This is a genomic window from Dietzia sp. oral taxon 368 (genome assembly GCF_002999155.1).
GTDB classification, from domain to species: domain Bacteria; phylum Actinomycetota; class Actinomycetes; order Mycobacteriales; family Mycobacteriaceae; genus Dietzia; species Dietzia cinnamea.
Genome location: NZ_CP027238.1, coordinates 2,245,978 through 2,267,103, shown reverse-complemented (window position 1 = coordinate 2,267,103; position 21,126 = coordinate 2,245,978). Strand labels below are relative to the sequence as shown.

21 protein-coding genes are annotated in these 21,126 nt (G+C 72.0%); 14 read left to right on the top strand and 7 right to left on the bottom strand.

Annotation, left to right across the window (positions count from 1 at the left end):
• Nucleotides 1-134: 134 nt before the first annotated feature.
• The 4 genes from purE to C3V38_RS10580 all read right to left on the bottom strand — a co-directional run bounded on the left by purE (nucleotide 135) and on the right by C3V38_RS10580 (nucleotide 3,515).
• Complete coding sequence (gene purE / locus C3V38_RS10595) at nucleotides 135-647, bottom strand: 5-(carboxyamino)imidazole ribonucleotide mutase (protein WP_106385742.1); 513 nt, start codon at nucleotides 645-647, stop codon at nucleotides 135-137.
• Nucleotides 648-762: 115 nt separating this feature from the next.
• Nucleotides 763-2,049: a 5-(carboxyamino)imidazole ribonucleotide synthase gene (locus C3V38_RS10590; protein ID WP_106385741.1), complete on the bottom strand. Its 1,287-nt coding sequence runs from the start codon at nucleotides 2,047-2,049 to the stop codon at nucleotides 763-765.
• A 20-nt stretch (nucleotides 2,050-2,069) separates the two neighbouring features.
• Complete coding sequence (locus C3V38_RS10585; RefSeq protein WP_106385740.1) at nucleotides 2,070-2,633, bottom strand: PH domain-containing protein; 564 nt, start codon at nucleotides 2,631-2,633, stop codon at nucleotides 2,070-2,072.
• A 3-nt stretch (nucleotides 2,634-2,636) separates the two neighbouring features.
• Nucleotides 2,637-3,515 carry a biotin--[acetyl-CoA-carboxylase] ligase gene (locus C3V38_RS10580; protein WP_106385739.1) on the bottom strand — a complete coding sequence of 293 codons (879 nt, stop codon included), beginning with the start codon at nucleotides 3,513-3,515 and terminating at the stop codon, nucleotides 2,637-2,639.
• Between the two features lie 109 nt (nucleotides 3,516-3,624).
• On the opposite strand from C3V38_RS10580, the gene C3V38_RS10575 reads away from it, so the two are divergent.
• From C3V38_RS10575 to C3V38_RS10555, 5 genes are all read left to right on the top strand, one after another.
• On the top strand, nucleotides 3,625-5,274 hold the full coding sequence (locus C3V38_RS10575) for an acyl-CoA carboxylase subunit beta (RefSeq protein ID WP_106385738.1): 1,650 nt from the start codon (nucleotides 3,625-3,627) through the stop codon (nucleotides 5,272-5,274).
• A complete protein-coding gene (locus tag C3V38_RS10570) occupies nucleotides 5,271-5,516 on the top strand; it encodes an acyl-CoA carboxylase subunit epsilon (protein WP_106385737.1) in 246 nt (81 codons plus the stop codon). The genes C3V38_RS10575 and C3V38_RS10570 overlap by 4 nt, the downstream gene beginning before the upstream one ends.
• A gap of 55 nt (nucleotides 5,517-5,571) precedes the next feature.
• Entirely contained in the window at nucleotides 5,572-5,937 is a 366-nt protein-coding gene (locus C3V38_RS10565; protein WP_106385736.1) for a cupin domain-containing protein, read from the top strand.
• 22 nt (nucleotides 5,938-5,959) lie between these two features.
• The gene (locus C3V38_RS10560; protein ID WP_106385735.1) at nucleotides 5,960-6,640 is read left to right on the top strand and encodes a nucleoside triphosphate pyrophosphatase; all 681 of its coding nucleotides are present in this window, start codon (nucleotides 5,960-5,962) and stop codon (nucleotides 6,638-6,640) included.
• 186 nt (nucleotides 6,641-6,826) lie between these two features.
• Nucleotides 6,827-8,614 carry an acetyl/propionyl/methylcrotonyl-CoA carboxylase subunit alpha gene (locus C3V38_RS10555; RefSeq protein WP_106385734.1) on the top strand — a complete coding sequence of 596 codons (1,788 nt, stop codon included), beginning with the start codon at nucleotides 6,827-6,829 and terminating at the stop codon, nucleotides 8,612-8,614.
• A 163-nt stretch (nucleotides 8,615-8,777) separates the two neighbouring features.
• Here the strand turns inward: C3V38_RS10555 and C3V38_RS10550 are convergent, their stop codons facing one another.
• A complete protein-coding gene (locus tag C3V38_RS10550) occupies nucleotides 8,778-10,562 on the bottom strand; it encodes a glycerol-3-phosphate dehydrogenase/oxidase (RefSeq protein WP_061228060.1) in 1,785 nt (594 codons plus the stop codon).
• Nucleotides 10,563-10,642: 80 nt separating this feature from the next.
• Between C3V38_RS10550 and glpK the strand changes: the two genes are divergently transcribed.
• Nucleotides 10,643-12,202, top strand: coding sequence for a glycerol kinase GlpK (glpK, locus tag C3V38_RS10545; RefSeq protein WP_106385733.1), 1,560 nt, complete (start codon nucleotides 10,643-10,645; stop codon nucleotides 12,200-12,202).
• Between the two features lie 15 nt (nucleotides 12,203-12,217).
• Here the strand turns inward: glpK and C3V38_RS10540 are convergent, their stop codons facing one another.
• Nucleotides 12,218-13,624, bottom strand: a complete 1,407-nt coding sequence (locus tag C3V38_RS10540; RefSeq protein WP_061914034.1) for an NAD(P)H-quinone dehydrogenase — start codon at nucleotides 13,622-13,624, stop codon at nucleotides 12,218-12,220.
• 150 nt (nucleotides 13,625-13,774) lie between these two features.
• On the opposite strand from C3V38_RS10540, the gene C3V38_RS10535 reads away from it, so the two are divergent.
• The 4 genes from C3V38_RS10535 to C3V38_RS10520 all read left to right on the top strand — a co-directional run bounded on the left by C3V38_RS10535 (nucleotide 13,775) and on the right by C3V38_RS10520 (nucleotide 18,114).
• The gene (locus C3V38_RS10535; protein ID WP_061228103.1) at nucleotides 13,775-14,317 is read left to right on the top strand and encodes a gamma-glutamylcyclotransferase family protein; all 543 of its coding nucleotides are present in this window, start codon (nucleotides 13,775-13,777) and stop codon (nucleotides 14,315-14,317) included.
• Nucleotides 14,318-14,324: 7 nt separating this feature from the next.
• Nucleotides 14,325-15,140 carry a purine-nucleoside phosphorylase gene (locus C3V38_RS10530; protein WP_061228063.1) on the top strand — a complete coding sequence of 272 codons (816 nt, stop codon included), beginning with the start codon at nucleotides 14,325-14,327 and terminating at the stop codon, nucleotides 15,138-15,140.
• A gap of 38 nt (nucleotides 15,141-15,178) precedes the next feature.
• Nucleotides 15,179-16,786, top strand: a complete 1,608-nt coding sequence (locus tag C3V38_RS10525) for a phosphomannomutase (RefSeq protein WP_061228064.1) — start codon at nucleotides 15,179-15,181, stop codon at nucleotides 16,784-16,786.
• Nucleotides 16,787-17,022: 236 nt separating this feature from the next.
• On the top strand, nucleotides 17,023-18,114 hold the full coding sequence (locus C3V38_RS10520) for an IS110 family transposase (RefSeq protein ID WP_198150851.1): 1,092 nt from the start codon (nucleotides 17,023-17,025) through the stop codon (nucleotides 18,112-18,114).
• A 42-nt stretch (nucleotides 18,115-18,156) separates the two neighbouring features.
• Here the strand turns inward: C3V38_RS10520 and upp are convergent, their stop codons facing one another.
• Nucleotides 18,157-18,780, bottom strand: a complete 624-nt coding sequence (gene upp / locus C3V38_RS10515) for a uracil phosphoribosyltransferase (protein ID WP_061228065.1) — start codon at nucleotides 18,778-18,780, stop codon at nucleotides 18,157-18,159.
• A 111-nt stretch (nucleotides 18,781-18,891) separates the two neighbouring features.
• Between upp and C3V38_RS10510 the strand changes: the two genes are divergently transcribed.
• From C3V38_RS10510 to C3V38_RS10495, 4 genes are read left to right on the top strand one after another with little or no spacing between them, the layout of a single operon-like run.
• A complete protein-coding gene (locus C3V38_RS10510) occupies nucleotides 18,892-19,269 on the top strand; it encodes a type VII secretion target (RefSeq protein ID WP_061228066.1) in 378 nt (125 codons plus the stop codon).
• Nucleotides 19,270-19,273: 4 nt separating this feature from the next.
• A complete protein-coding gene (locus tag C3V38_RS10505) occupies nucleotides 19,274-20,461 on the top strand; it encodes a C40 family peptidase (protein WP_061228067.1) in 1,188 nt (395 codons plus the stop codon).
• On the top strand, nucleotides 20,458-20,727 hold the full coding sequence (locus C3V38_RS10500) for a hypothetical protein (RefSeq protein WP_061228068.1): 270 nt from the start codon (nucleotides 20,458-20,460) through the stop codon (nucleotides 20,725-20,727). Before C3V38_RS10505 ends, C3V38_RS10500 begins: the two co-directional genes overlap by 4 nt.
• Nucleotides 20,724-21,104 (top strand): YbaB/EbfC family nucleoid-associated protein, encoded by a 381-nt coding sequence (locus C3V38_RS10495; protein WP_061228069.1) that lies wholly within the window; start codon nucleotides 20,724-20,726, stop codon nucleotides 21,102-21,104. The genes C3V38_RS10500 and C3V38_RS10495 overlap by 4 nt, the downstream gene beginning before the upstream one ends.
• The last annotated feature ends 22 nt before the right edge of the window (nucleotides 21,105-21,126 follow it).

Sequence of the window (21,126 nt, the reverse complement as noted above, 5' to 3'; positions counted from 1 at the left end):
CAACGGCGTCGGCTCGCGAGTGGATCCGGGGTGCACCCGGCCACCCAGGTTACCAGCGGCTAACTGGATTCCTCCCCCGCCTGCGACCCCGCTTTCCGCATCGCGGAACGTATCGGCGTGATGCCACCCGCCTGTCAGCCGAGCAGGCGCTGCCGGAGCGCGTCGTCCTTGCGCTCGACCATCGCCTCGAGCTCCGCTTGGAAGCCCTCCATCCGCTCGCGCAGCGCGGGATCGGCGGCGGCGAGGATCCGGACCGCCAGCAACCCGGCGTTACGGGCTCCCCCGATCGAGACGGTCGCCACCGGGACCCCCGCGGGCATCTGCACGATCGACAACAACGAGTCCATCCCGTCGAGGTGCCTGAGCGGAACCGGCACTCCGATCACGGGCAGCGCGGTCGCGGAGGCGACCATGCCCGGCAGATGCGCGGCTCCGCCCGCGCCGGCGATCACCACGCGGATGCCGCGACCGGCGGCCGAGCGGGCGTAGTCGAGCATCTTGTGCGGGGTGCGGTGCGCGGAGACGACGCCCACCTCGAACGGGATCCCGAACTCGGCGAGCGCCTCTGCCGCCGCCTCCATGGTGGGCCAGTCGGAGTCACTGCCCATGATGAGGCCGACCTGCGGCCCGTCCTGTCGCGCGGTCATCTCGTCGCCTTTCGTGGAGGTGTGTCAGCCGTGGGTGGCCGGGGCGCCGGCCGCCCCGGGGTCGTCCGGTACGTGCCGCGTCCGGGTGGCGGGCCGTCCGGACGGGGCGGTGAGCTCAGCGTTCGAAGTCGCCGACGGGCGCGCCCGTGTGCGGGTCCCAGCCGTCGGCCCAGCGGGCGTGGGAGAGCCAGTGGGCGGCCAGCTCTGCCACCGCGCGCACGGCGGCCACCTGGTCCTCGTCGTCCGGGTCGAGCCCCGGGTCGGCGAGCACGTTGACGTGCCCGATCTTGCGCCCGTGTCGCTCGGACTTGCCGTAAAGGTGCACCTTGGCGTGCGGGAACCGCGCTGCGAGGTGGTGGACACGCTCGTCCATACTCATCTCGGGGGTCTCGGGCGCGCCGAGGACGTTGGCCATCACGGTGAGCGGGGCGGTGGGCACGGTCGAGCCGAGCGGGTAGTCGAGCACGGCACGCAGGTGCTGCTCGAACTGGCTGGTGGTGGCCCCGTCCATGGTCCAGTGCCCGGAATTGTGGGGGCGCATCGCCAGCTCGTTGACCAGCACGCCGGGGCGACCGTCTGAGCCCACGACCTCGAACAGCTCGACGGCCATGACGCCGGTGACGTCCAGGTGCTCGGCGAGCTTGAGGGCGGTCGCCTGGACGGCCGAACGCAGGTCGTCGGGAAGTCCGGGGGCGGGAGCGATCGCGACGGCGCAGATCCCGTCGCGCTGCACGGTCTCGACGACCGGCCACACGGCGCCCTGACCGAACGGGGACCGCGCGACCATCGCCGACAGCTCCCGGGTCCACGGCACCCGGGCCTCGGCCATCACGGGCACCCCGGCGGCGAGCTGCTCGGAGGCGATGCGCTCGGCCTCCTCGAGCGAGTCCGGCATCCAGACGCCGCGCCCGTCGTAGCCGCCGCGGGCCGATTTGAGGACGATCCGCCCGTCCTGCTCGTCGTGGAAGCGCCGGACGTCCTCGATCGAGTCCACGCCGGTGAACGGCGGGATCGGCGCGCCGATCTCGGCGAGGGCGCGCCGCATGACGAGCTTGTCCTGCGCGTGGATGAGCGCGGAGGCGCGCGGGCGGACGGCGACGCCCGAGGCCTCGAGGTCGAGCAGGATCTGCGGGGGCACGTGCTCGTGGTCGAACGTCATCACGTCGGCGCCCTCGGCGGCGGCTCGGACGGCGTCGGGGTCGTCGTGGGCGCCGATCACGACGTCGGGCGTGACCTGGGCCGCGGGGTCGAGCGGGTCGGCGGCGAGCACCCGGAGGGTCTGGCCCAGGGCGACGGCCGACTGGTGGGTCATGCGGGCGAGCTGCCCGCCGCCGATCATCGCCACGACGGGCGCTGCGAGTGGATTGCGGCGGATGCGCGAGTCGTCGTTCACGCAGACCATCGTCTCACGCCGCCCGGGTCTCAGCGCCGCCCCGGCAGGCCCCAGCGCGAGCGCGGCGCCGCGGGCAGCGGGGCGGGTAGCGGTGGCGGGGGCAGCCGGAGGAGCTCGTCGTAGACGGCGGCGTGGACGCGGGCCACCTCGGGGACGTGGTCGATCTCGATGGGCGGGAGGTGCCCCAGTTCGAGGATGAGGCAGCCCGTGCCCAGCGCGCGGTCGGCGAGGGTGTGGCGGAAGCGGACGGCACTGATGCGGCGCAACGGCACGTCCACGCACCGCCGGTTGGAGCCGGCCGGGCGATAGAGCACGCGTTCGTCGGTGACGACGAGGTCCGTGCGCGCCCAGCGGATCAGCGGCCAGAGGGCGAACCGGAGGACGACGAGGGAGAACAGCACCGCGACCATGGCCCAGGTGGCGGTCCGGTCCCCGGCGTGGACGACCTGGACCTCTATGAAGCCGCCGGCGATGCCGGCGAGTCCGGCGCCGACGAGTGTGACGAGCGCGGGTCTGACGAGCGCGCGCCAGTGCGGGTGGGTGTGGACGACGAGCGTCTCCCCCGGCGCGAGCACCGATCGGACGAAACCCACGACTCAGCCGCCCCACTGACCGCCGACGCCGCGGACGTGGGTGACGTCGCCCGCCGCCACGGGGAACTCGCCGTCGGTGTCGACGACGACGAGGCGGCCCTCTCGGTCCACCCGGTCGGCTCGCCCGGTCCGCACGATGTCCCCGGGCAGCTCGACCCGCACGTCGGCGCCGATGGTGGAGCAGGCTTCGGAGTAGGTCGTCTTGAGCGGGTCCGAGATGGTCGATCCGCTCCCGTGTTCACACTCGCGCCACTGCCCGTGGCGCAGGGCCAACGCCTCCAGCACGGCTCTCGCGAGGCGGTCCCGGTCGACCGATCCGCCGGCCAACGCGAGCGAGGTGGCGTGCGGCACCGGCAGTTGCGCCCGGGTGAGGGACACGTTGATCCCGACGCCCACCACGATGGCGGGCAGGCGCACGGAGTAGTCGCCCCCGGCGGGGACCGTGGTCATCTCGGCGAGGATCCCGGCGATCTTCCGGCCGTCGACCAGGACGTCGTTGGGCCACTTGAGGGTGGCGTCCACACCGCCGGCCTCGCGGAGCCCGTCGCGGATCGCCAGGCCGGTGACCAGCGGCAGCCACCCGAAGAGCGCCGGCGAGACCGCACCTGGTCTCAGCAGGACGCTGACGGCGACCTGCGTGCGGGGCGGGGCGGTCCACACGCGGCCGAGCCGGCCACGCCCCGACGCCTGGTGCTCGGCCAGCAGCACACTGCGGTCGGGCGCGCCCGCGGCCGCGCGGGCGAGGAGTTCGGCGTTGGTCGAGCCGATGTCCTCGACCACCTCGAGTGAGGAGTACGGGGCGTCCGGCCCCACCACCAGGACGCGACGCAGCGCGTCGGCGTCCAGCGCGGGCGGGGTCTCGGTACCGGTGTCTGCGTGCACGACACCCAGGGTATGTGCCCGCTCCGACACGGGGCGCGGGCCGTCTGGCGGGGGACGTCGGCCGGGTCACGTCGCCACGGAGCGCGGCGACTAGTTAGAGTCTTGCAACATGACGACTGCCTCAGAACCGGACGTGAGCGCCGACGTCCAAACGGACGCTGCAACCCCCGACATCCACACGACCGCCGGGAAGCTGTCCGAGTTGCGTCGGCGCCTCGACGAGGCCCGGGCCCCCATGGGGCAGGCCGCGGTGGACAAGACCCACGAGAAGGGCCTGATGACGGCCCGCGAGCGGATCGAGAACCTCCTCGACCCGGGCTCGTTCGTGGAGATCGATGCCCTGGCCCGCCATCGCGCCACCACCTTCGGCCTCGCGGAGCGCCGCCCGCTCGGTGACGGTGTCATCACCGGATACGGCACGATCGACGGACGCAGCGTCTGCGTGTTCTCCCAGGACGCCACCGTCTTCGGCGGGTCGCTCGGTGAGGTCTACGGCGAGAAGATCGTCAAGGTCATGGACCTGGCCCTGAAGACCGGCCGTCCGATGATCGGCATCAACCACGGTGCCGGCGCCCGCATCCAGGAGGGCGTCGTCTCGCTCGGCCTGTACGGCGAGATCTTCCACCGCAATGTCCTGTCCTCGGGTGTCATCCCGCAGGTATCGCTCATCATGGGCCCGTCCGCCGGCGGCCACGTGTACTCGCCCGCCCTCACCGACTTCACCGTGATGGTCGACAAGACCTCGCAGATGTTCGTCACCGGCCCAGACGTCATCAAGACCGTCACCGGCGAGGAGGTGTCGCAGGAGGAGCTCGGCGGTGCCACCACCCACATGACCAAGTCCGGCGTCTCCCACTACACGGCCAGCGACGAGCAGGACGCCCTCGACTTCGTCAAGGACCTGCTGTCCTACCTGCCGAGCAACAACCGGGCCGAGGCCCCGCGGCTCCCCTACCCCGTGGCCGAGGGCGCGATCGAGGACAACCTCACGCTCGAGGACCACGAGCTCGACACGATCATCCCCGACTCCTCGAACAGCCCGTACGACATGCACGAGGTCATCTCGCACATCGTCGACGACGGCGAGTTCCTGGAGGTCCAGGGCCAGTACGCGATGAACATCATCGTCGGCTACGGTCGCATCGAGGGGCGCAGCGTCGGCATCGTGGCCAACCAGCCGACCCAGTTCGCCGGCTGCCTGGACATCAAGGCCTCCGAGAAGGCCGCGCGCTTCGTCCGCACCTGCGACGCGTTCAACATCCCGATCCTCACCCTGGTCGACGTCCCGGGCTTCCTGCCCGGCACCGGCCAGGAGTTCGACGGCATCATCCGCCGCGGCGCCAAGCTCCTCTACGCCTACGGTGAGGCCACCGTCGGCAAGGTCACCGTCATCACCCGTAAGGCCTACGGCGGCGCGTACGACGTCATGGGGTCCAAGCACATGGGCGCGGACATCAACCTGGCGTGGCCGACCGCCGAGATCGCCGTCATGGGCGCCTCGGGCGCGGTCGGGTTCGTCTACCGTAACGAGCTCAAGCAGGCCGCCGCCAACGGTGAGGACGTCGACGCCCTGCGTCTGAAGCTGCAGGCCGAGTACGAGGACACCCTCGTCAACCCGTACGTCGCCGCCGAGCGGGGGTACGTCGACGCGGTGATCCCGCCGTCGCACACCCGCCTACAGGTCGCCCAGGCCCTGCGGCTGCTCGACCGCAAGGTCGTCGAGGTGCCGGCCAAGAAGCACGGGAACATCCCGCTGTGACCGGCGACCAGCAGCAGGACAGGGCCGCCGGCGCCGAGAAGCCGTTCTTCGAGGTCGTCGGGGGCGACCCGTCGGCCACCGAGGTGGGCATCCTGGCCGCGGTCTTCGCGACCGCCCAGGGCAACGCCGCCCACGGCGGGCACGACACCGGGATCAAGAACGACTGGGGGGCCCTCGAGGACCGGCTTCGGCCGCCGTTCGGCTACAACCCCAACTCGTTCCTCAACCGCCGCCAGTACTGACCGGTGGGCCCGGCGCGCCGCGCGCCGGGCCCACCGCCTGCGAGGGGGAAACCACGTGTCCGATGACCGCGAACACGGCAGGCGGGCCGGCACCGGCGAGGGCACGGCCACCCATCACACGGACATCATCGGGCGCGCCGAGCCGTCCACGGACCGCCCGGGCGCCACCGTGATCCACCGAGACGAGACGACCAAGGTCGTGGCTTTCGAGTTCAATGAGGGCCAGGAACTCGCCGATCACGCCGCCTTCCACCCCGTCCTCGTGCAGCTGCTGCGCGGACACGTCGAGTTCGGCCTCCCGGACCGCGACCTCGACCTGCGCCCCGGTGAGATCGTGCACCTCACCGCCAAGCTGCGGCACCGGGTCCGCGCCCTCGAGCCCTCCACGTTGACCGTGACGATGCTGCTGCCGCGCTCGTGAGCACGTGGCTACGCTCTAGCCCATGATCGCGTTCGTCCTCGCCTCCGCCTCCCCATCCCGTCTCCGCATCCTCGAACAGGCCGGGGTCGACCCGCTCGTCCGCCATCCGCAGGTCGACGAGGACGCGGTCCACGCCGCGCTGCCCGCGGGGACACCGCACGTGCGGGTCGTCGAGGAACTCGCCCGGGCCAAGGCGGAGGACGTCCTCCACCGCGAGGGCGCGCAGCTCGCCGAGGATGCGCGGGCGGCGGGCGCGGACACCCTGATCGTCGTGGGGTGCGACTCCATGCTGCTGGTGGACGGGCACCTCGAGGGCAAGCCCCACACCTACGAGCGCGCCCTCGAGCGGTGGCACAGGATGCGCGGCCGGCACGGGGTCCTGCTCACCGGCCACGCGTTGATCGTGGCCGACCTCACCGGCGAGACCTCCTACGCCGTCACCTTCTCCGACGCCGACACCTCCGACACCACGGTCCACTTCGGCGCCCCCTCCGATTCCGACCTCGACGTGTACCTGCGCACCGGCGAGCCGCTTGAATGCGCGGGCGCGTTCACGATCGAGTCCCTCGGCGGCTGGTTCATCGATCGGATCGACGGCGACCCGTCGAGCGTGATCGGGCTCAGCCTGCCGCTCCTGCGACGCCTGTTGCAGAGCGCCGGCATCCACGCACACCGCGTCTGGCGCCCCGAGCTCCGCGGCTGACGGCCCGGAGCGGCTACCAGAACGCGCAGGTCACGCCTCTCCCGGGTCCCCCGTGCGCCGCCCCCGGCGGCCGGCCCGCCGACCCCGACACCACACATGAGGGAGGCCTCTCATTAGACTGCGGAAGAACTCGGTGGGCCTCCCGGCCGACCGCCAGTAGAGACGTCCATCACCAGGAGGCCCTGAGTGCCCAGTCATGCCAGCTCTCACATCACCAAGGTCCTCGTCGCCAACCGCGGCGAGATCGCCGTCCGTGTGATCCGCGCGGCGAAGGACGCCGGCCTGGCCAGCGTGGCCGTGTACGCCGAGCCCGATGCCGACGCCCTGTTCGTCAAGCTGGCCGACGAGGCCTTCGCCCTGGGTGGCACCACCTCCGCGGAGTCCTACCTGGTCTTCGACAAGATCCTCGACGCCGCCGCCAAGTCCGGTGCCGACGCGATCCACCCGGGCTACGGTTTCCTGTCCGAGAACGCCGATTTCGCACAGGCCGTCATCGACGCCGGCCTCATCTGGATCGGGCCCCCGCCCCGGGCCATCCGCGACCTGGGCGACAAGGTCACCGCGCGCCACATCGCCGAGCGCGCCAACGCGCCCATGGCCGCCGGCACCAAGGACCCGGTCGCGAACGCCGACGAGGTCGTGAAGTTCGCCGAGCAGTACGGCCTGCCCATCGCCATCAAGGCCGCCTTCGGCGGCGGCGGACGCGGCATGAAGGTCGCCCACAAGATGGAGGAGGTCGCCGAGCTCTTCGAGTCGGCCACCCGTGAGGCGACCGCCGCCTTCGGTCGAGGCGAGTGCTTCGTCGAGCAGTACCTCGACAAGGCCCGCCACGTCGAGGCGCAGGTCCTCGCCGACCAGCACGGCAACGTGATCGTCGCCGGCACCCGCGACTGCACCCTGCAGCGTCGCTTCCAGAAGCTCGTCGAGGAGGCGCCCGCGCCGTTCCTCACCGACGAGCAGCGGGGGCGCATCCACGAGTCCGCCAAGGCCATCTGCAAGGAGGCCGGTTACTACGGTGCGGGCACCGTCGAGTACATGGTCCAGGGCGACACCATTTCATTCCTCGAGGTCAACACCCGCCTCCAGGTGGAGCACCCGGTCACCGAGGAGACCGCGGGCATCGACCTCGTCCTGCAGCAGTTCAAGATCGCCGAGGGCGAGGTGCTCGAGTTCACCGAGGACCCCGAGCCCCGCGGTGTCGCGTTCGAGTTCCGCATCAACGGTGAGGACGCCGGCCGGAACTTCCTGCCCGCCCCCGGCACCATCACCGCCTACCACGAGCCCACCGGCCCGGGCGTGCGCATGGACTCGGGTGTCGAGCAGGGTGACACCATCGGCGGTCAGTTCGACTCGATGCTCGCCAAACTCATCGTCTGGGGCGAGGACCGCGACCAGGCCCTGGCCCGGTCCGCCCGCGCCCTGGCGGAGTACAGGATCGAGGGCATGGCCACGGTCCTGCCGTTCCACCAGCACATCGTCACCCACCCGGCGTTCGTCGGCGACGGCAAGAAGTTCGATGTCTACACCAAGTGGATCGAGGAGGAGTGGGACAACCCGATCGAGCCGTGGACGCCCACCGGTGCCCCGGCCGACGATGACGAGCCCGTCGAGCGCAAGAAGGTCGTCGTCGAGGTGGACGGCCGTCGCGTCGAGGTCTCGCTGCCCGGCGACCTCGCGTTCGGCGGTTCGCACGCCGGCGGCACCGTACGCCGCAAGGCCAAGTCCCGCACCCGCGGCGGCGCCGCCGGTGCGGCCGCGTCCGGTGACGCCGTGTCGGCGCCCATGCAGGGCACCGTCGTCAAGGTCGCGGTCACCGAGGGCCAGGAGGTCAAGGCCGGCGAGCTCGTGGCCGTGCTCGAGGCCATGAAGATGGAGAACCCCGTCACCGCCCACAAGGACGGCGTCATCACCGACCTGTCGGTAGACGCCGGTGCAGCGGTCACCCAGGGCACGGTGCTCTGCGAGATCAAGTGATCCGCCGACGGCGCGGGCGGGACCCGTCCGCGCCGTCGACGACCCCACCCCCGGAATCCGCTACTCCCCTTACGGATCCGCTACCCCCGCAGGCGTAGCGGATCCCCGGCCGGAGTAGCGGATTTCGCGGTTGTGGGGTCCTACCGCCCGGCGTCGGCGGGTCTCAGGCCCCCGGGCCGGCCGAGTGCTCGACCACGGGCTCCGCGCTGGCGGGATCGAACGCCGCGTCCACCAGGAATTCGCGGACCTCGGGCACACTCCTGAGGAACTCGTCCGCCTCGTCGTCGGACTCCACCACCTGGCTCGCCCGCTCGGCGACGATCCGCCGCTCGAAAAGCTCCACCTCGCGCGCGACGCGGTCCGGGTCCCATCCGAGCAACCCGGCCATGAGGTCGGCGACCTCGCGCGCGCAGTCGACGCCTCCGTGCTGGTACTCCATCGAGATCCGCGTGCGGCGGACCAGGACGTCCTCGAGATGCAGGACCGCCTCGGCCTGGGCGGCGTAGACGATCTCCACGCGCAGGTAGCGCTCGGCCCCGCCGACAGGATCGAGCAGGTCGGGGCGGTCCGCCGCCAGGTCGAGGACGTCCTCGGCCAGCGTGCCGTAGCGGCCGAGCAGGTGCTGCATCTGGTCCTCGCGGATCTCGTAGTGATCGGCGATCCGGTCGGCGCGGTTGACCATCGCCGGATACCCGTCGGCGCCCAGGAGCGGGATCCGCTCGGTGGTCGAGGGCGGTACCGACGCGGCCCGCTCGCCCAGCTCGGACACCGCCGCGTCGACCGCGTCGGCGGCCATCACGCGGTAGGTCGTGTACTTGCCGCCCGCCACCACCACGGCCCCGGGGGCGACGGTCATCACCGCGTGCTCGCGCGAGAGCTTGGCGGTGGAGTCCGCGCCGCCCGACAGCAGCGGTCGCAGCCCCGCGTAGACGCCACGCACGTCCTCGCGGCGAATGGGCGTGGTGAGCACGGAGTTGACGTGGCCGAGGATGTACTCGATGTCCGCTCCGGTGGCCGCCGGGTGGGCCAGGTCGAGCTGCCAGTCGGTATCGGTGGTGCCGATGATCCAGTACTCGCCCCACGGGATGACGAACAGCACGGACTTCTCGGTGCGCAGGATCAGCGCCGCCTCGGAGTCGACCCTGTCGCGGTCCACGACGATGTGCACGCCCTTGGACGCCCGGACGGTGAAACCGCCCTCCTCCCCGAGCATCCGCTGCAGCTGGTCGGTCCACACGCCGGCCGCGTTGAGCACGACACGGGCCCGCACGTCGGTCTCGTGCCCGGTCTCCGCGTCGCGGACGCGCACGCCGGTGACCCGGTCCCCCTCACGGAGGTAGCCGATCACCTGGGTCGAGTTGGCCACGACCGCCCCGTGGTGCGCGGCCGTCCGGGCCAGGGTGAGGGTGTGCCTCGCGTCGTCGACGAGGCTGTCCCAGTAGCGGATCCCGCCCACCACGGCGTCCTCCCGCAGCCCGGGGGCCACGCGACGGGCGCCGGCCCGGCTGTAGTGCTTCTGCGGGGGGACGCTCTTCGCACCACCCATCACGTCGTAGAGCACAAAGCCGGCGGCCATGTACGGGCGTTCCCAGAAGCGGCGGGTCAGGGGGAAGAGGAACTTCAGCGGGGTGACGAGGTGCGGCGCCAGACGCGTCATGCTGAGCTCCCGCTCGTGCAGCGCCTCGGCGACCAGGCCGAAGTCGAGTTGCTCGAGGTAGCGCAGCCCGCCGTGGAACATCTTGGAGCTGCGGGAGGAGGTGCCCGCCGCGAAGTCGCGGGCCTCGACGAGCGCCACGTTGAGCCCGCGGGTGGCGGCGTCCAGCGCACTGCCCGTGCCGACCACGCCGCCGCCGACGACCACGACGTCGAACGTGTCCTCCTCCAGCCTGCGCCAGTCCTCGGCGCGGCGGTCGGGTCCGAGGACGGATCTGGACCTGGTCGTGCGCATGGACGCTCCCTCCGCGGCCGGGCGTGTGGTTCGGTCGGTCGGACCCGACTCTACGCCCGACCGGACGTAGTCTTGGGCACGTGACTAGGAACACCTACATTCTGGCGATCGACCAGGGCACCACGTCGACGCGGGCGATACTCTTCGACAACCAGGGCATGCCGGTCCCCGCGGCGACGGTCCAGGTGGAGCACCGCCAGGTCCTCCCGCGCGCGGGGTGGTTGGAGCACGATCCGATGGAGATCTGGGCGAACGTTCGCACCGCGATGGGCCAGGTGGCGGGCCGGGTGGACCTCGAGCCGGCGGCGGTCACCGCGATCGGCATCACCAACCAGCGCGAGACGACCGTGGTGTGGGACCGGGTCACCGGCGAGCCCGTCTACAACGCGATCGTCTGGCAGGACACGCGCACGTCGGGGCTCTGTGCGCGCCTCGCCGACGGACACCCCGACGGAGACGACCGCTTCCGAGATGTCACCGGGCTGCCCCTGTCGACCTACTTCGCCGGGCCCAAGATCCGGTGGATCCTCGATCACCTCGATTCCCGGGGAGAGCGCGGCACCGAGCGCGCGGAGGCCGGGGAACTGCTGGCGGGGACCATCGACTCGTGGCTGGTGTGGAACCTGACCGGTGGGAGGCGTGGGGGTGACGACGGCGAGGAGGCCCTCCACGTCACGGATGTCACCAACGCGTCGCGCACTCTGCTCATGGACCTGCGGACCCTGCAGTGGAGCGAGGAACTCTGTCGCGAGATCGGTGTGCCCCGCGCGATGCTCCCGGAGATCGTCCCCTCCTCCGGGGTGCTGGGTCACGTGGCCCGGCGCAGAATGTTCGGCGGTACGCCCATAGCGGGGATCCTCGGCGATCAGCAGGCCGCGATGTTCGGCCAGACCTGCTTCGAGCCCGGCGAGGCCAAGAACACCTACGGAACGGGCGCGTTCCTCTTGCTCAACACGGGAACGACGCCTCAGTTCAGCGACAACGGCCTGCTCACCACCGTGGCCTACCAGCTCGGGGACGACGACCCGGTCTACGCGCTGGAGGGCTCGGTGGCCGTGGCCGGGTCGTTGGTGCAGTGGCTGCGTGACAACCTCGGGGTGATCTCCACCGCGGGCGAGACGGAGGGTTTGGCCAAGTCGCTCGAGGACAACGGGGACTGTTATCTGGTGCCCGCGTTCTCGGGGCTGCTGGCCCCGCGCTGGCGGCCGGACGCCCGTGGCGCGATGGTGGGGCTCACCCGCTTCCACACGCGCGCGCACCTGGCCCGAGCGGCCCTGGAGGCGACCGCGTTCCAGACCCGCGAGATGACCGACGCGATGGTGGCCGACGCCGGTGAGTCCGCGGATTCGCTGCGCGTCGACGGCGGGATGGTGGTCAACGACTACCTCATGCAGTTCCAGGCCGACATCCTCGGCGTGGACGTGATCCGGCCCCAGGTCACCGAGACCACCGCGCTCGGGGCCGCGTTCGCGGCCGGGTTGGCGGTGGGTCAGTGGGATTCGCCCGACCGCCTACGCGAGTTGTGGCGGGAGGACTGCCGCTGGTCGCCGCAGATGCCCGGGCAGGAGCGCGAACGGCTGCTCGCGCGGTGGAACGACGCGGTCGAGCGCACGCTCTGCTGGGCGGACGCCGAGGGCTGAGCCCGGCGGACGCGATCAGTCCAGGTCGTCGTGGCGCATGAGCTGGCGCGCCGCCTCGGTGATCGTGCCCGTCATCGACGGGTAGACCGAGAACGACCCCGCGAGGTCGCCCACCGTCAGCTGATTCCGGACCGCCACCGAGATCGGCAGGATCAGCTCGGACGCCGTGGGGGCCACGACCACGCCGCCGATCACCACGCCGGAGGCCGGGCGACAGAAGAGCTTGACGAAGCCGCGCCGCAGGCTGCGCATCTTGGCCCGCGGGTTGCCGGCCAGCGGCATGACCTCGACGCGGGCGGGGACCTCGCCGCTCTCGATCTGCGCGTGCGAGATGCCGACCGTGGCGATCTCGGGCCGCGTGAACACCGCGGAGGCCACGGTCCGCAGCTTGATGGGGTTCACGCCCTCGCCGAGCGCGTGGTACATCGCGATGCGGCCCTGCATGGCTGCCACCGAAGCCAGCGGGAACAGGTCCGTGCAGTCGCCACCGGCGTAGATGCCCGGGGCGGTGGTGCGGGAGACGCGGTCGACCTTGATATGGCCACTGGACTGCAACTCGACGCCCGCGTTCTCCAAACCGAGGCCCTGCGTGTTGGGCACCGACCCGACACAGATGAGGGCGTGCGAGCCCTTGACCGTGCGCCCGTCACCGAGGCGGACGATGATGCCGTCCTCGAAGTGCTCGACCGCGTCGGCGCGCGCGTGCTTGACCAGCGACACGCCACGCTCGCTCAGTGCCTCCTCCAGCACCAGGGCGGCGTCGGCGTCCTCGTGCGGCAGCACCCGGTCTCGACTGGAGACCATGGTGACCTTGACGCCCATCTCGGTGAACGCCGAGACGAACTCGGCACCGGTGACGCCCGAGCCGATCACGACCAGGTGGGTGGGCAGCTCGGTGAGGTCATAGAGCTGACGCCAGTTGAGGATCCGCTCACCGTCGGGCTCGGCGCCCCGGAGCACGCGCGGGCTGGACCCGGTGGCCATGAGGACCACGTCGGCGTCGAAGATCTTCTCCTGCCCGTTCTCGAAGGTCACTGCCACCCGGTGCGAGGCCATGCCCGGCTGCGAGTCGTGCAGACGCGCCCAGCCGGAGATCAGCCGCACGCCCTCTCGCTGCAGCTGCGCCCGGATGTCGGCGGACTGCGCGCGGGCCAGGGACTTGACCCTCCCGTTGACCTGCCCCAGCTTGTATGCGGTGGGGTCGAAGTGAGCCTGGACGCCCATCTCCTCTGCGCGACGCATGTCCGTGCGGACGCCCGTGGTGGCGATGAACGTCTTGGACGGCACGCAGTCGCTGAGCACACAGTTGCCGCCGATGCCGTCCGCGTCGACGATCGTGACGTCCGCACCGTACTGGGCGGCGACCAGCGCCGCCTCGTAGCCGGCGGGTCCGCCGCCGATGATGATGATGCGTTGCGTCACATGTCCTCCACGGCTCGCTGGGGTAAGGGCCGAGCGCCGCGCCCCGCTGTGGCGGACCGCGTCACGTCCGCCGTACACGGTAGTCGAACGATCCGATCGGGGCCGAGGACGTCGGGCCCGGTGCCGCCCCCAGGGACTAGGGTTGTGACCGTGCCTCTTTACGCCGCGTACGGGACGAACATGCATCCCGATCAGATGAACACCCGCGCGCCGCACTCCCCCTTCGCCGGGACCGGGTGGGTGGACGGCTGGCGCCTCACCTTCGCCGGGGACGATCCCACCTGGCAGGGCGCCGTCGCCACGGTCGTACCGGACCAGGGGTCGAGGGTCTTCGTGGTGCTCTACGACGTCCCCGAGGAGGACGTCCGGGCACTCGACCGCTGGGAGGGCACCGACGAGATGCCCGCGCGCAAGATCCGGGTCCGCGTCACCCGCCGGCCGACGGTGCCCGACGGTCCCCCGGTCGATGCCCAGGAGTCCGAGTTCGCCGTGGACACCACCACCCCCACCGGCACCGGCACAGACGACACCGTGCTCGCGTGGTTGTACGTCATGGACGCCTTCGAGGGCGGGTTGCCGTCGGCGAGGTACCTCGGTCTGCTCGCCGACGCCGCCGAGTGCGCGGGCGCCCCCGACCAGTACGTGCACGAACTGCGCACGCGGGAATCACGCAACGTCGGCCCGGGCGCCTGAGCAGACGATGGCGCCCCTGCTCTCCCCCACCGACGACGCCCGCGACGCGTCCGCACAGATCGCGCGCCTGAGCGGTCGCGACCGCCACGACGTCGCGCTCGTGTTGGGCTCGGGGTGGTCCGAGGTCGTCGCCGGGCTCGCCGACCCGGGCACGGCCGTGACCGTCGCGGCCGCCGACCTGCCCGGGTTCGTCACCCCCACGGCCGCCGGTCACCGCGGCGCCGTGACCAGTTGCCTCGTCGACGGCGTGCCGCTGCTGTCAGTGGCCGGCCGCACCCACCTCTACGAGGGCGCGGACACCGCGCCCGTCGTCCACCCCGCCCACGTCGCGGCCGCGGTCGGCGCCCGCACGCTGGTGCTCACCAACGCCGCCGGTGGCCTGCGGGACGACATGGCCGTCGGGGACCTCGTTCTCATCCGCGACCACCTCAACCTCACCGGGCGCTCGCCGCTGACCGGGCCGCTGTTCGTCGACATGGTGGACGCCTACTCCCCGCGGCTGCGCGCCGCGGCCACCGACGCCATCGCGGCCGCCGAGGGCGTCTACGCCGCGATGCCCGGACCGCAGTACGAGACCCCGGCCGAGATCACGATGCTGCGGGCCCTCGGCGCGGACCTCGTGGGCATGTCGACGGTGCCCGAGACCATCACCGCCCGCGCGTTGGGGTTGGACGTGGTCGCCGTGTCGCTGGTGACCAACCTCGCCGCCGGCGTCACCGGCCAGCCCCTCGACCACGCCGAGGTCCTGGCCGCCGGCGCCGCCGGATCCGCCCGCCTCACCGGGGCGCTGCGGGCGCTCGTCCCGGTCGTCTCCCGGACCTGATCGCCCACGCCCACCGCGAGGAACCGACGGAGCAGCCCGTGACCCTGACCTTCGGCACCGCCGGCGTCCGCGCTCCCCTCGGGCCCGGGCCCGACGAGATGAACGACCGGACCGTCGCCCTGGTCGCCACCGCCGTCGCCCGGCACCTACGCGAACATGAACCCTCCGGTTCGACGGTCATCGTGGGCGGAGACGCCCGGCACGGGTCCGCCCGATTCGTCGACGTCGCGGCTGCGGTGTTGGCGGCGCACGACCTCGTCGTCGTCGTCCCCGGAGGCCCCGTGGCCACCCCGGTGATCGCCGCGGCGGTCCGCGCGCGCGGCGCCGCCGGCGGGCTCATGGTGACCGCGTCCCACAACCTGGCCGGAGACAACGGCGTCAAGGTCTACGGGCGCGGGGGCGCGCAGATCATCCCGCCCACCGACGCCCACATCGAGCGGCACCTGCGCGCCGCGGCGCGCGGGGGGGTCACGGTCCCCACGGCGGTACCCGCGTCGGCGCGCACCGACCCCGCCCGTGGGTCGGTGCGGGTGGACCCCATGCTGGTCGACGACTACGTGGCCTCCGTCGTCGCGGCACTGCCCCGGCCGGGTCGGCCGCCCCGCGTGGCCCTGACCCCCGTCCACGGGGTCGGCGGCGATCTCTGCGTCCGCGTCCTGGCCGGCATCGGTGTGGACGATGTGACGTTGGTGCGCGAGCAGGCCGTCCCCGACCCGGACTTTCCCACCGTCGCCTCGCCGAACCCCGAGATGCCCGACACGACGGCGCGGCTGATGGAGCTCGCGGCGCGGATCGACGCCGACGTGGCGATCGCGCTCGACCCTGACGCCGATCGCTGCGCTGTCGGCCTGGTCGGCCCGGACGGGCGTTGGCGGATGCTCGACGGCGACGAGACCGGGGCGGTCCTGGCCGATCATCTGCTGCGCGCGCCACTCCCCGGCGCGGGCGGGGGCCCGGGGACGGACGCCAGCCCGGGGGCGGGCGACGTGCCGGGAACGGACGGCGGATCGGAAGCGCCCGCGGATGCCGATACGAGGGTGCCGGTCGTGGCGTCGACGATCGTGTCCTCGCGACTACCGTCCCTGCTGGTTCCTGCGCGCGGCGGGCGGTACGTCGAGACGCTGACCGGGTTCAAGTGGCTCGTACGCGCCGGCGAGCCGCTCCGCTACGCCTACGAGGAGGCCATCGGGCACTGCGTGCTGCCGGACGTCGTGGCCGACAAGGACGGGATCGCGGCGGCCGCGGCGTGGTGCGCGATGGTCGGCTCCGGTGGCCCGTCTGTCGCCGCGCGGCTTGATGCGCTCGCCGGGGAGTTCGGGGCGCACACGCGGCACAACGTCCCGCTGCCGCTGGCCTCGGGGACGGACCCGGTGGCCGTGCTGGACCGGGTGGGCGCGCTGCTCGCCACCGTCGGCAGGGTGCGCGCGCTCGACGGCACGGCGGGCCTGCGCGTGGATGTCGACGGTGCGCGCGCGGTGGTGCGCCCCTCAGGTACGGAGCCCCTGCTCAAGACCTACGTGGAGGCGTGGACCCCGGCCGCGCCGTCGCCGGCGGACCGGGACGACGCCGAGCGTCGGCTGGCGATGCTGGGAGAGGCGGTGGCCGACGCCGTCGCCGTGGCCGTGGCCCGCCGCGACGTGGGCTGACAGTGATGATGTGTGTAGTGGTTCTTCGGGCGGGTCTGACTCACGGGCTGACCGTCGCGGTGGCTGACTAGAAGCGGATTTGTCGGCCCGCTCGGGGGATCGCTACGCACGCGACCGGACGGGCGTTTGTGACCTCATAGGAGCTTGGTTCAGAAGCCCCGCCACTGTCTTGTCCGCCCGCCTGGCCGGCGCGTGCTGCCCCACCGGGATCAACGAGAAAGGCAGCAGTGACCATGATGTCCGATCAGCACGTGCATGTCATCGCCGGAGTGGATACGCATGGCCAGACCCATCACGCGGCGGTGATCGACTCCCTCGGGCGGCATCTGGCCGACCGAGAGTTCCCGGCCACGGGTTCCGGGTACCGGCAGCTACTTTCATGGCTCGGCGGCCACGGCACCGTGCAGGCCGTTGGGGTCGAGGGCACCGGTGCCTACGGCGCCGAGCTGTCTCGGGTGCTGGCCCGGGCCGGACTATCGGTGGTCGAAGTCGACCGACCCGACCGCAAGACCCGGCGGATGAAGGGCAAGTCCGACCCGATAGACGCCTATGCCGCTGCTACCGCGGTCGCCTCCGGGCGTGCCACTGGCGTGCCGAAGACCCGCGACGGGATCGTGGAGGCCGTCCGGGCCTTGCGTGTGCCTCGGCGCTCCGCGGTCAAGGCCCGTACCCAAGCGATCAACCAGGCCAGGCAGCTGGTGATCACCGCTCCGGAGGAATTGCGAGCCCAGTTGCGTGGCCTGCCCGCCCGCGAGCTGGCCGCAGTCTGCGCCCGGTTCCGTCCCAGCGACCTCGCTAGTCCCCTCGGCGCGACCAAGGCGGCACTACGCATTCTGAGCCGCCGGATCCTGGCACTGAGTGAGGAGATCGCCGACCTCGACGTCGAGCTGAAAGCCCTGACCGCGCAGACGGCTCCGACCCTGATGAACCGCATGGGCGTGGGACCTGACGTCGCCGGGCAGCTTCTGGCCACCGCGGGCGACAACCCAGACAGGCTGCGCTCCGAAGCGGCGTTCGCGCACCTGTGCGGCGTGGCCCCGATCCCTGCCTCTTCAGGACGACGAGACCGACACCGACTCAACCGCGGTGGCGACCGGGCCGCGAACCACGCCCTGCATACCATCGCACTGAGCCGCATGCGATGGGACGAACGCACCCGCTCCTACGTTGACCGACGAACCGCGCAAGGCCTGTCCAAGAAAGACATCATGCGCTGCCTCAAACGCCACATCGCGCGCGAGATCTACCATGCCCTGATCAACGACCTACAGGCTCGCGACCCCGCCACCAAAGCACCGACCACCGCCGACCTCGCCAAAGCCGCTTGACATCCATAGGAGCATCCGGCGGACGTCAGACGGGACCGCGCGTCATCGGGGGCCGAAGAGGCGGTCGCCCGCGTCGCCCAGGCCGGGGACGATGAAGGCGTTCTCGTCGAGGCGCTCGTCGATCGTCGCGGTGACCAGCGTCGCCGCCAGGCCCGACTCCCGCACGGCCTCGATCCCCTCCGGCGCGCACAGGACGCACACCACCGTCAGGCCGGTCGCGCCGCGTGCCGTGAGCGTCTCCAGCGTCGAGACCAGGGACCCGCCGGTGGCGAGCATCGGGTCGAGCACCACCACGTGGCGCCCGGAGAGCTCCTCGGGCAGCGAGCACAGGTACGACACCGGCTCGTGACTCTCCTCGTCGCGGGCCAGGCCTATGAACCCGACCTGGGCACCGGGCAGCAGCCGCGTGGCCGGGTCCAGCAGCCCCAGGCCCGCGCGAAGGACCGGCACGATCAGCGGGACACCGTCCACGGCCACGCCCGTCGTCTCCACGATGGGGGTGGTGACCGGAACCTGCTTCGTCGGGATCGAGCGGAAGGCCTCGTAACAGAGCATGGTCCCGAGCGCGTCCATCGCGGCCCGGAACCCGGCGGTGTCGGTGGCGGAATCACGTAGGGTTCGGAGCCGGTCCCCGACCAGCGGGTGGTCCACGACGATGATGTCCATGCCCGTCAGGATTCCACACCGGACGAATCGCGGATCGGGTGGAACCGGATCGCCTCCCCTGCGCGTCGAACCCTGTGACGGACGAGAAGACGGCGTTGAGGGGACGAGGCCATGGCGGACGGGGCGATTGATGTCGATGTCGACGGTTTACGGGAACTGGGCACGGGGCTGACCACCCTGGCCGACACGCTGGGGGGCGCGCTCGAGGCGGTCGACGCGGTGCCGATCGACGCGGTCGCACCGGTGGTGGGGCCGGTCGGGGCCGACTTCATGTCCGCGTTGCTGGCCGCCACCGCACGGCACCGCGAGGTGCTGGCCGATCTCACGCGCGTCACGGACGCCGCCGGTGACCTGGTGTTGCAGACCGGCCGTCTGTTCGAGGAGTCCGACGCCGCGGGCGCGGCCATGATCGGTGCGGCGGGCACCGGGGGCCCGGGAGCGGCGGGTGCGGGCCCAGCGGGGCTCGACATGACCGAGAGGTGGGTGTGATCCGGTGATCGCCGACGCGTTGGCCTACGCGGGCCCCATAAAGCAGATCCTCGACCTGCTGTCCGCCGAGGAGTTCGTCCCCGGCGAGGCCCGCGACATCATGCGGCCGGTCAGCGAGGGCCTCGAGGTGGCCCAGCAGATGGGGCCGCCCCTCGAGCGGCTGTTGTCCGAATCGTGGAACTCGCTCGCCTCCCTCGGTGCGGCCCACTCGATCGCGGAGGTCGGACGGACCATGGGCGCGCTCGGGGAGTCCGCGGCGGAGATCGCGCGCGTCACCGCGGTCGCGGCGGAGATCGTGGTCCGCGGCACCGTCGAGGTGATCGGCATCGTCCAGCAGTTCCTCGCCCGCGCCGCCGCCCTCGGTCCGGCGCTGGTGACCCCGGCCGGGCAGGGTGCGCTGCTCGGCCTGGCCGCAGAGCACCTCGCGCGCGGGATACAGGTAGCCGAGCGCGTGCAGAACGAACTCAGAATCCCCACCGCGGAAATGCGGGCGATCGCCGCGGGCATTCCGCCGGCGCCGCGCATGCCGGGCGCGCTCGCCGCGGACAGCAGCACCGGCGGCGCGATCAACGCAACCACGGTCGCCTACTCGGGGTCGGGACCGGGCGCGATCACCGCCGCCGACAGCGCGGCGGGCGGGGCTCACGGCGGCGCAGGCGGAGCCTACTCCGCGGGTGGCGGCTCTGTGGGTGCGACGGCGTCGCCGGACGGGTACGGCGGATCGTCCGAGGGGGCGGCGACCGCGGCGCCCGGTTCAGTGGGCTTCGGGGACGCCGGTTCCGGTCTGATCGGCGGCGGTACCGAGGTCACGCTGCCCGACGGCTCGGTCGTCACCGCCCCCAACGAACAGGCCGCCGGGGCGGTGCGTAACGCGCTCAGCCAGCAGGGCGTGCCCTACGTGTGGGGCGGCACGACCCCGGGGCAGGGGCTCGACTGCAGCGGGCTCACGCAGTGGGCGTACCGGGACGCCGGAGTGGAGATCCCCCGGCTGGCCCAGGAACAGGGCGTCGGCGTCCAGGTGTCGGCGCAGGACCTCATGCCTGGTGACCTGCTGGTGTGGGACGGTCACGTCGCCATGTACATCGGCAACGGGCAGATCGTGGAGGCCGGGGACCCTGTAGCGGTATCGGGCCTGCGCACCGACAATATAGGCATGTCCTTCTACGGTTTCTACCGCCCGACAGGCGGATGACCCGCGACACCTGCCGTCGCACCGACCCCATGACCGGCGTGGTCGCCGAGGTCGGTACCGACGGCGTGCCGGTGGGTCTGGCCCTGCCTGCTGACCTGCTGGACCGCCCGTCTACGGAGGTGGCGCGGGCGGTCCTGCGCACGCTCACCGCCGCGGCGGGCGACGCCCGCGAACTCCTCGAACGCCTCGCCGCCGAGGAGGGTGACGGACACGGTCGTGACGAGTGGCAGTGGGACGACGACGAGCTGCGGGAGACCGTCTCGTGAGCGGCGGCGGACTGGACGTGGAGGCCTTCCTCGACCGTCTGCGCGGGATCGCGGCCGAATGGGAGTCCGCCCACGACCAGCTGGAGACGCTGCGCGTGGTGTCCAGCAGCCGCGACCAGCTCGCCACCGCCACCGCGGACTCCGGCGGGACCGTGATCGATCTCGTCTTGGCATCCGGCCTGCGCCGCCACGGCTCGGAGACGGTCGCCGCGTCGATCCTCGAGGCCACCGCGGACGCCGTCGAACAGGCCAACGCGCGACGCGCCGAGCTGGTGTCGGGCTCGGTGGCGCTCGCGGTGATCGGTCGTAGGGGCGCCGCCGAGGACGCCGCCCGCCGGCACCCGGACGCCACCCGGGCGGGCCGTGGCACCGGCTGAGCGGGCGTGGATATGCTGACCA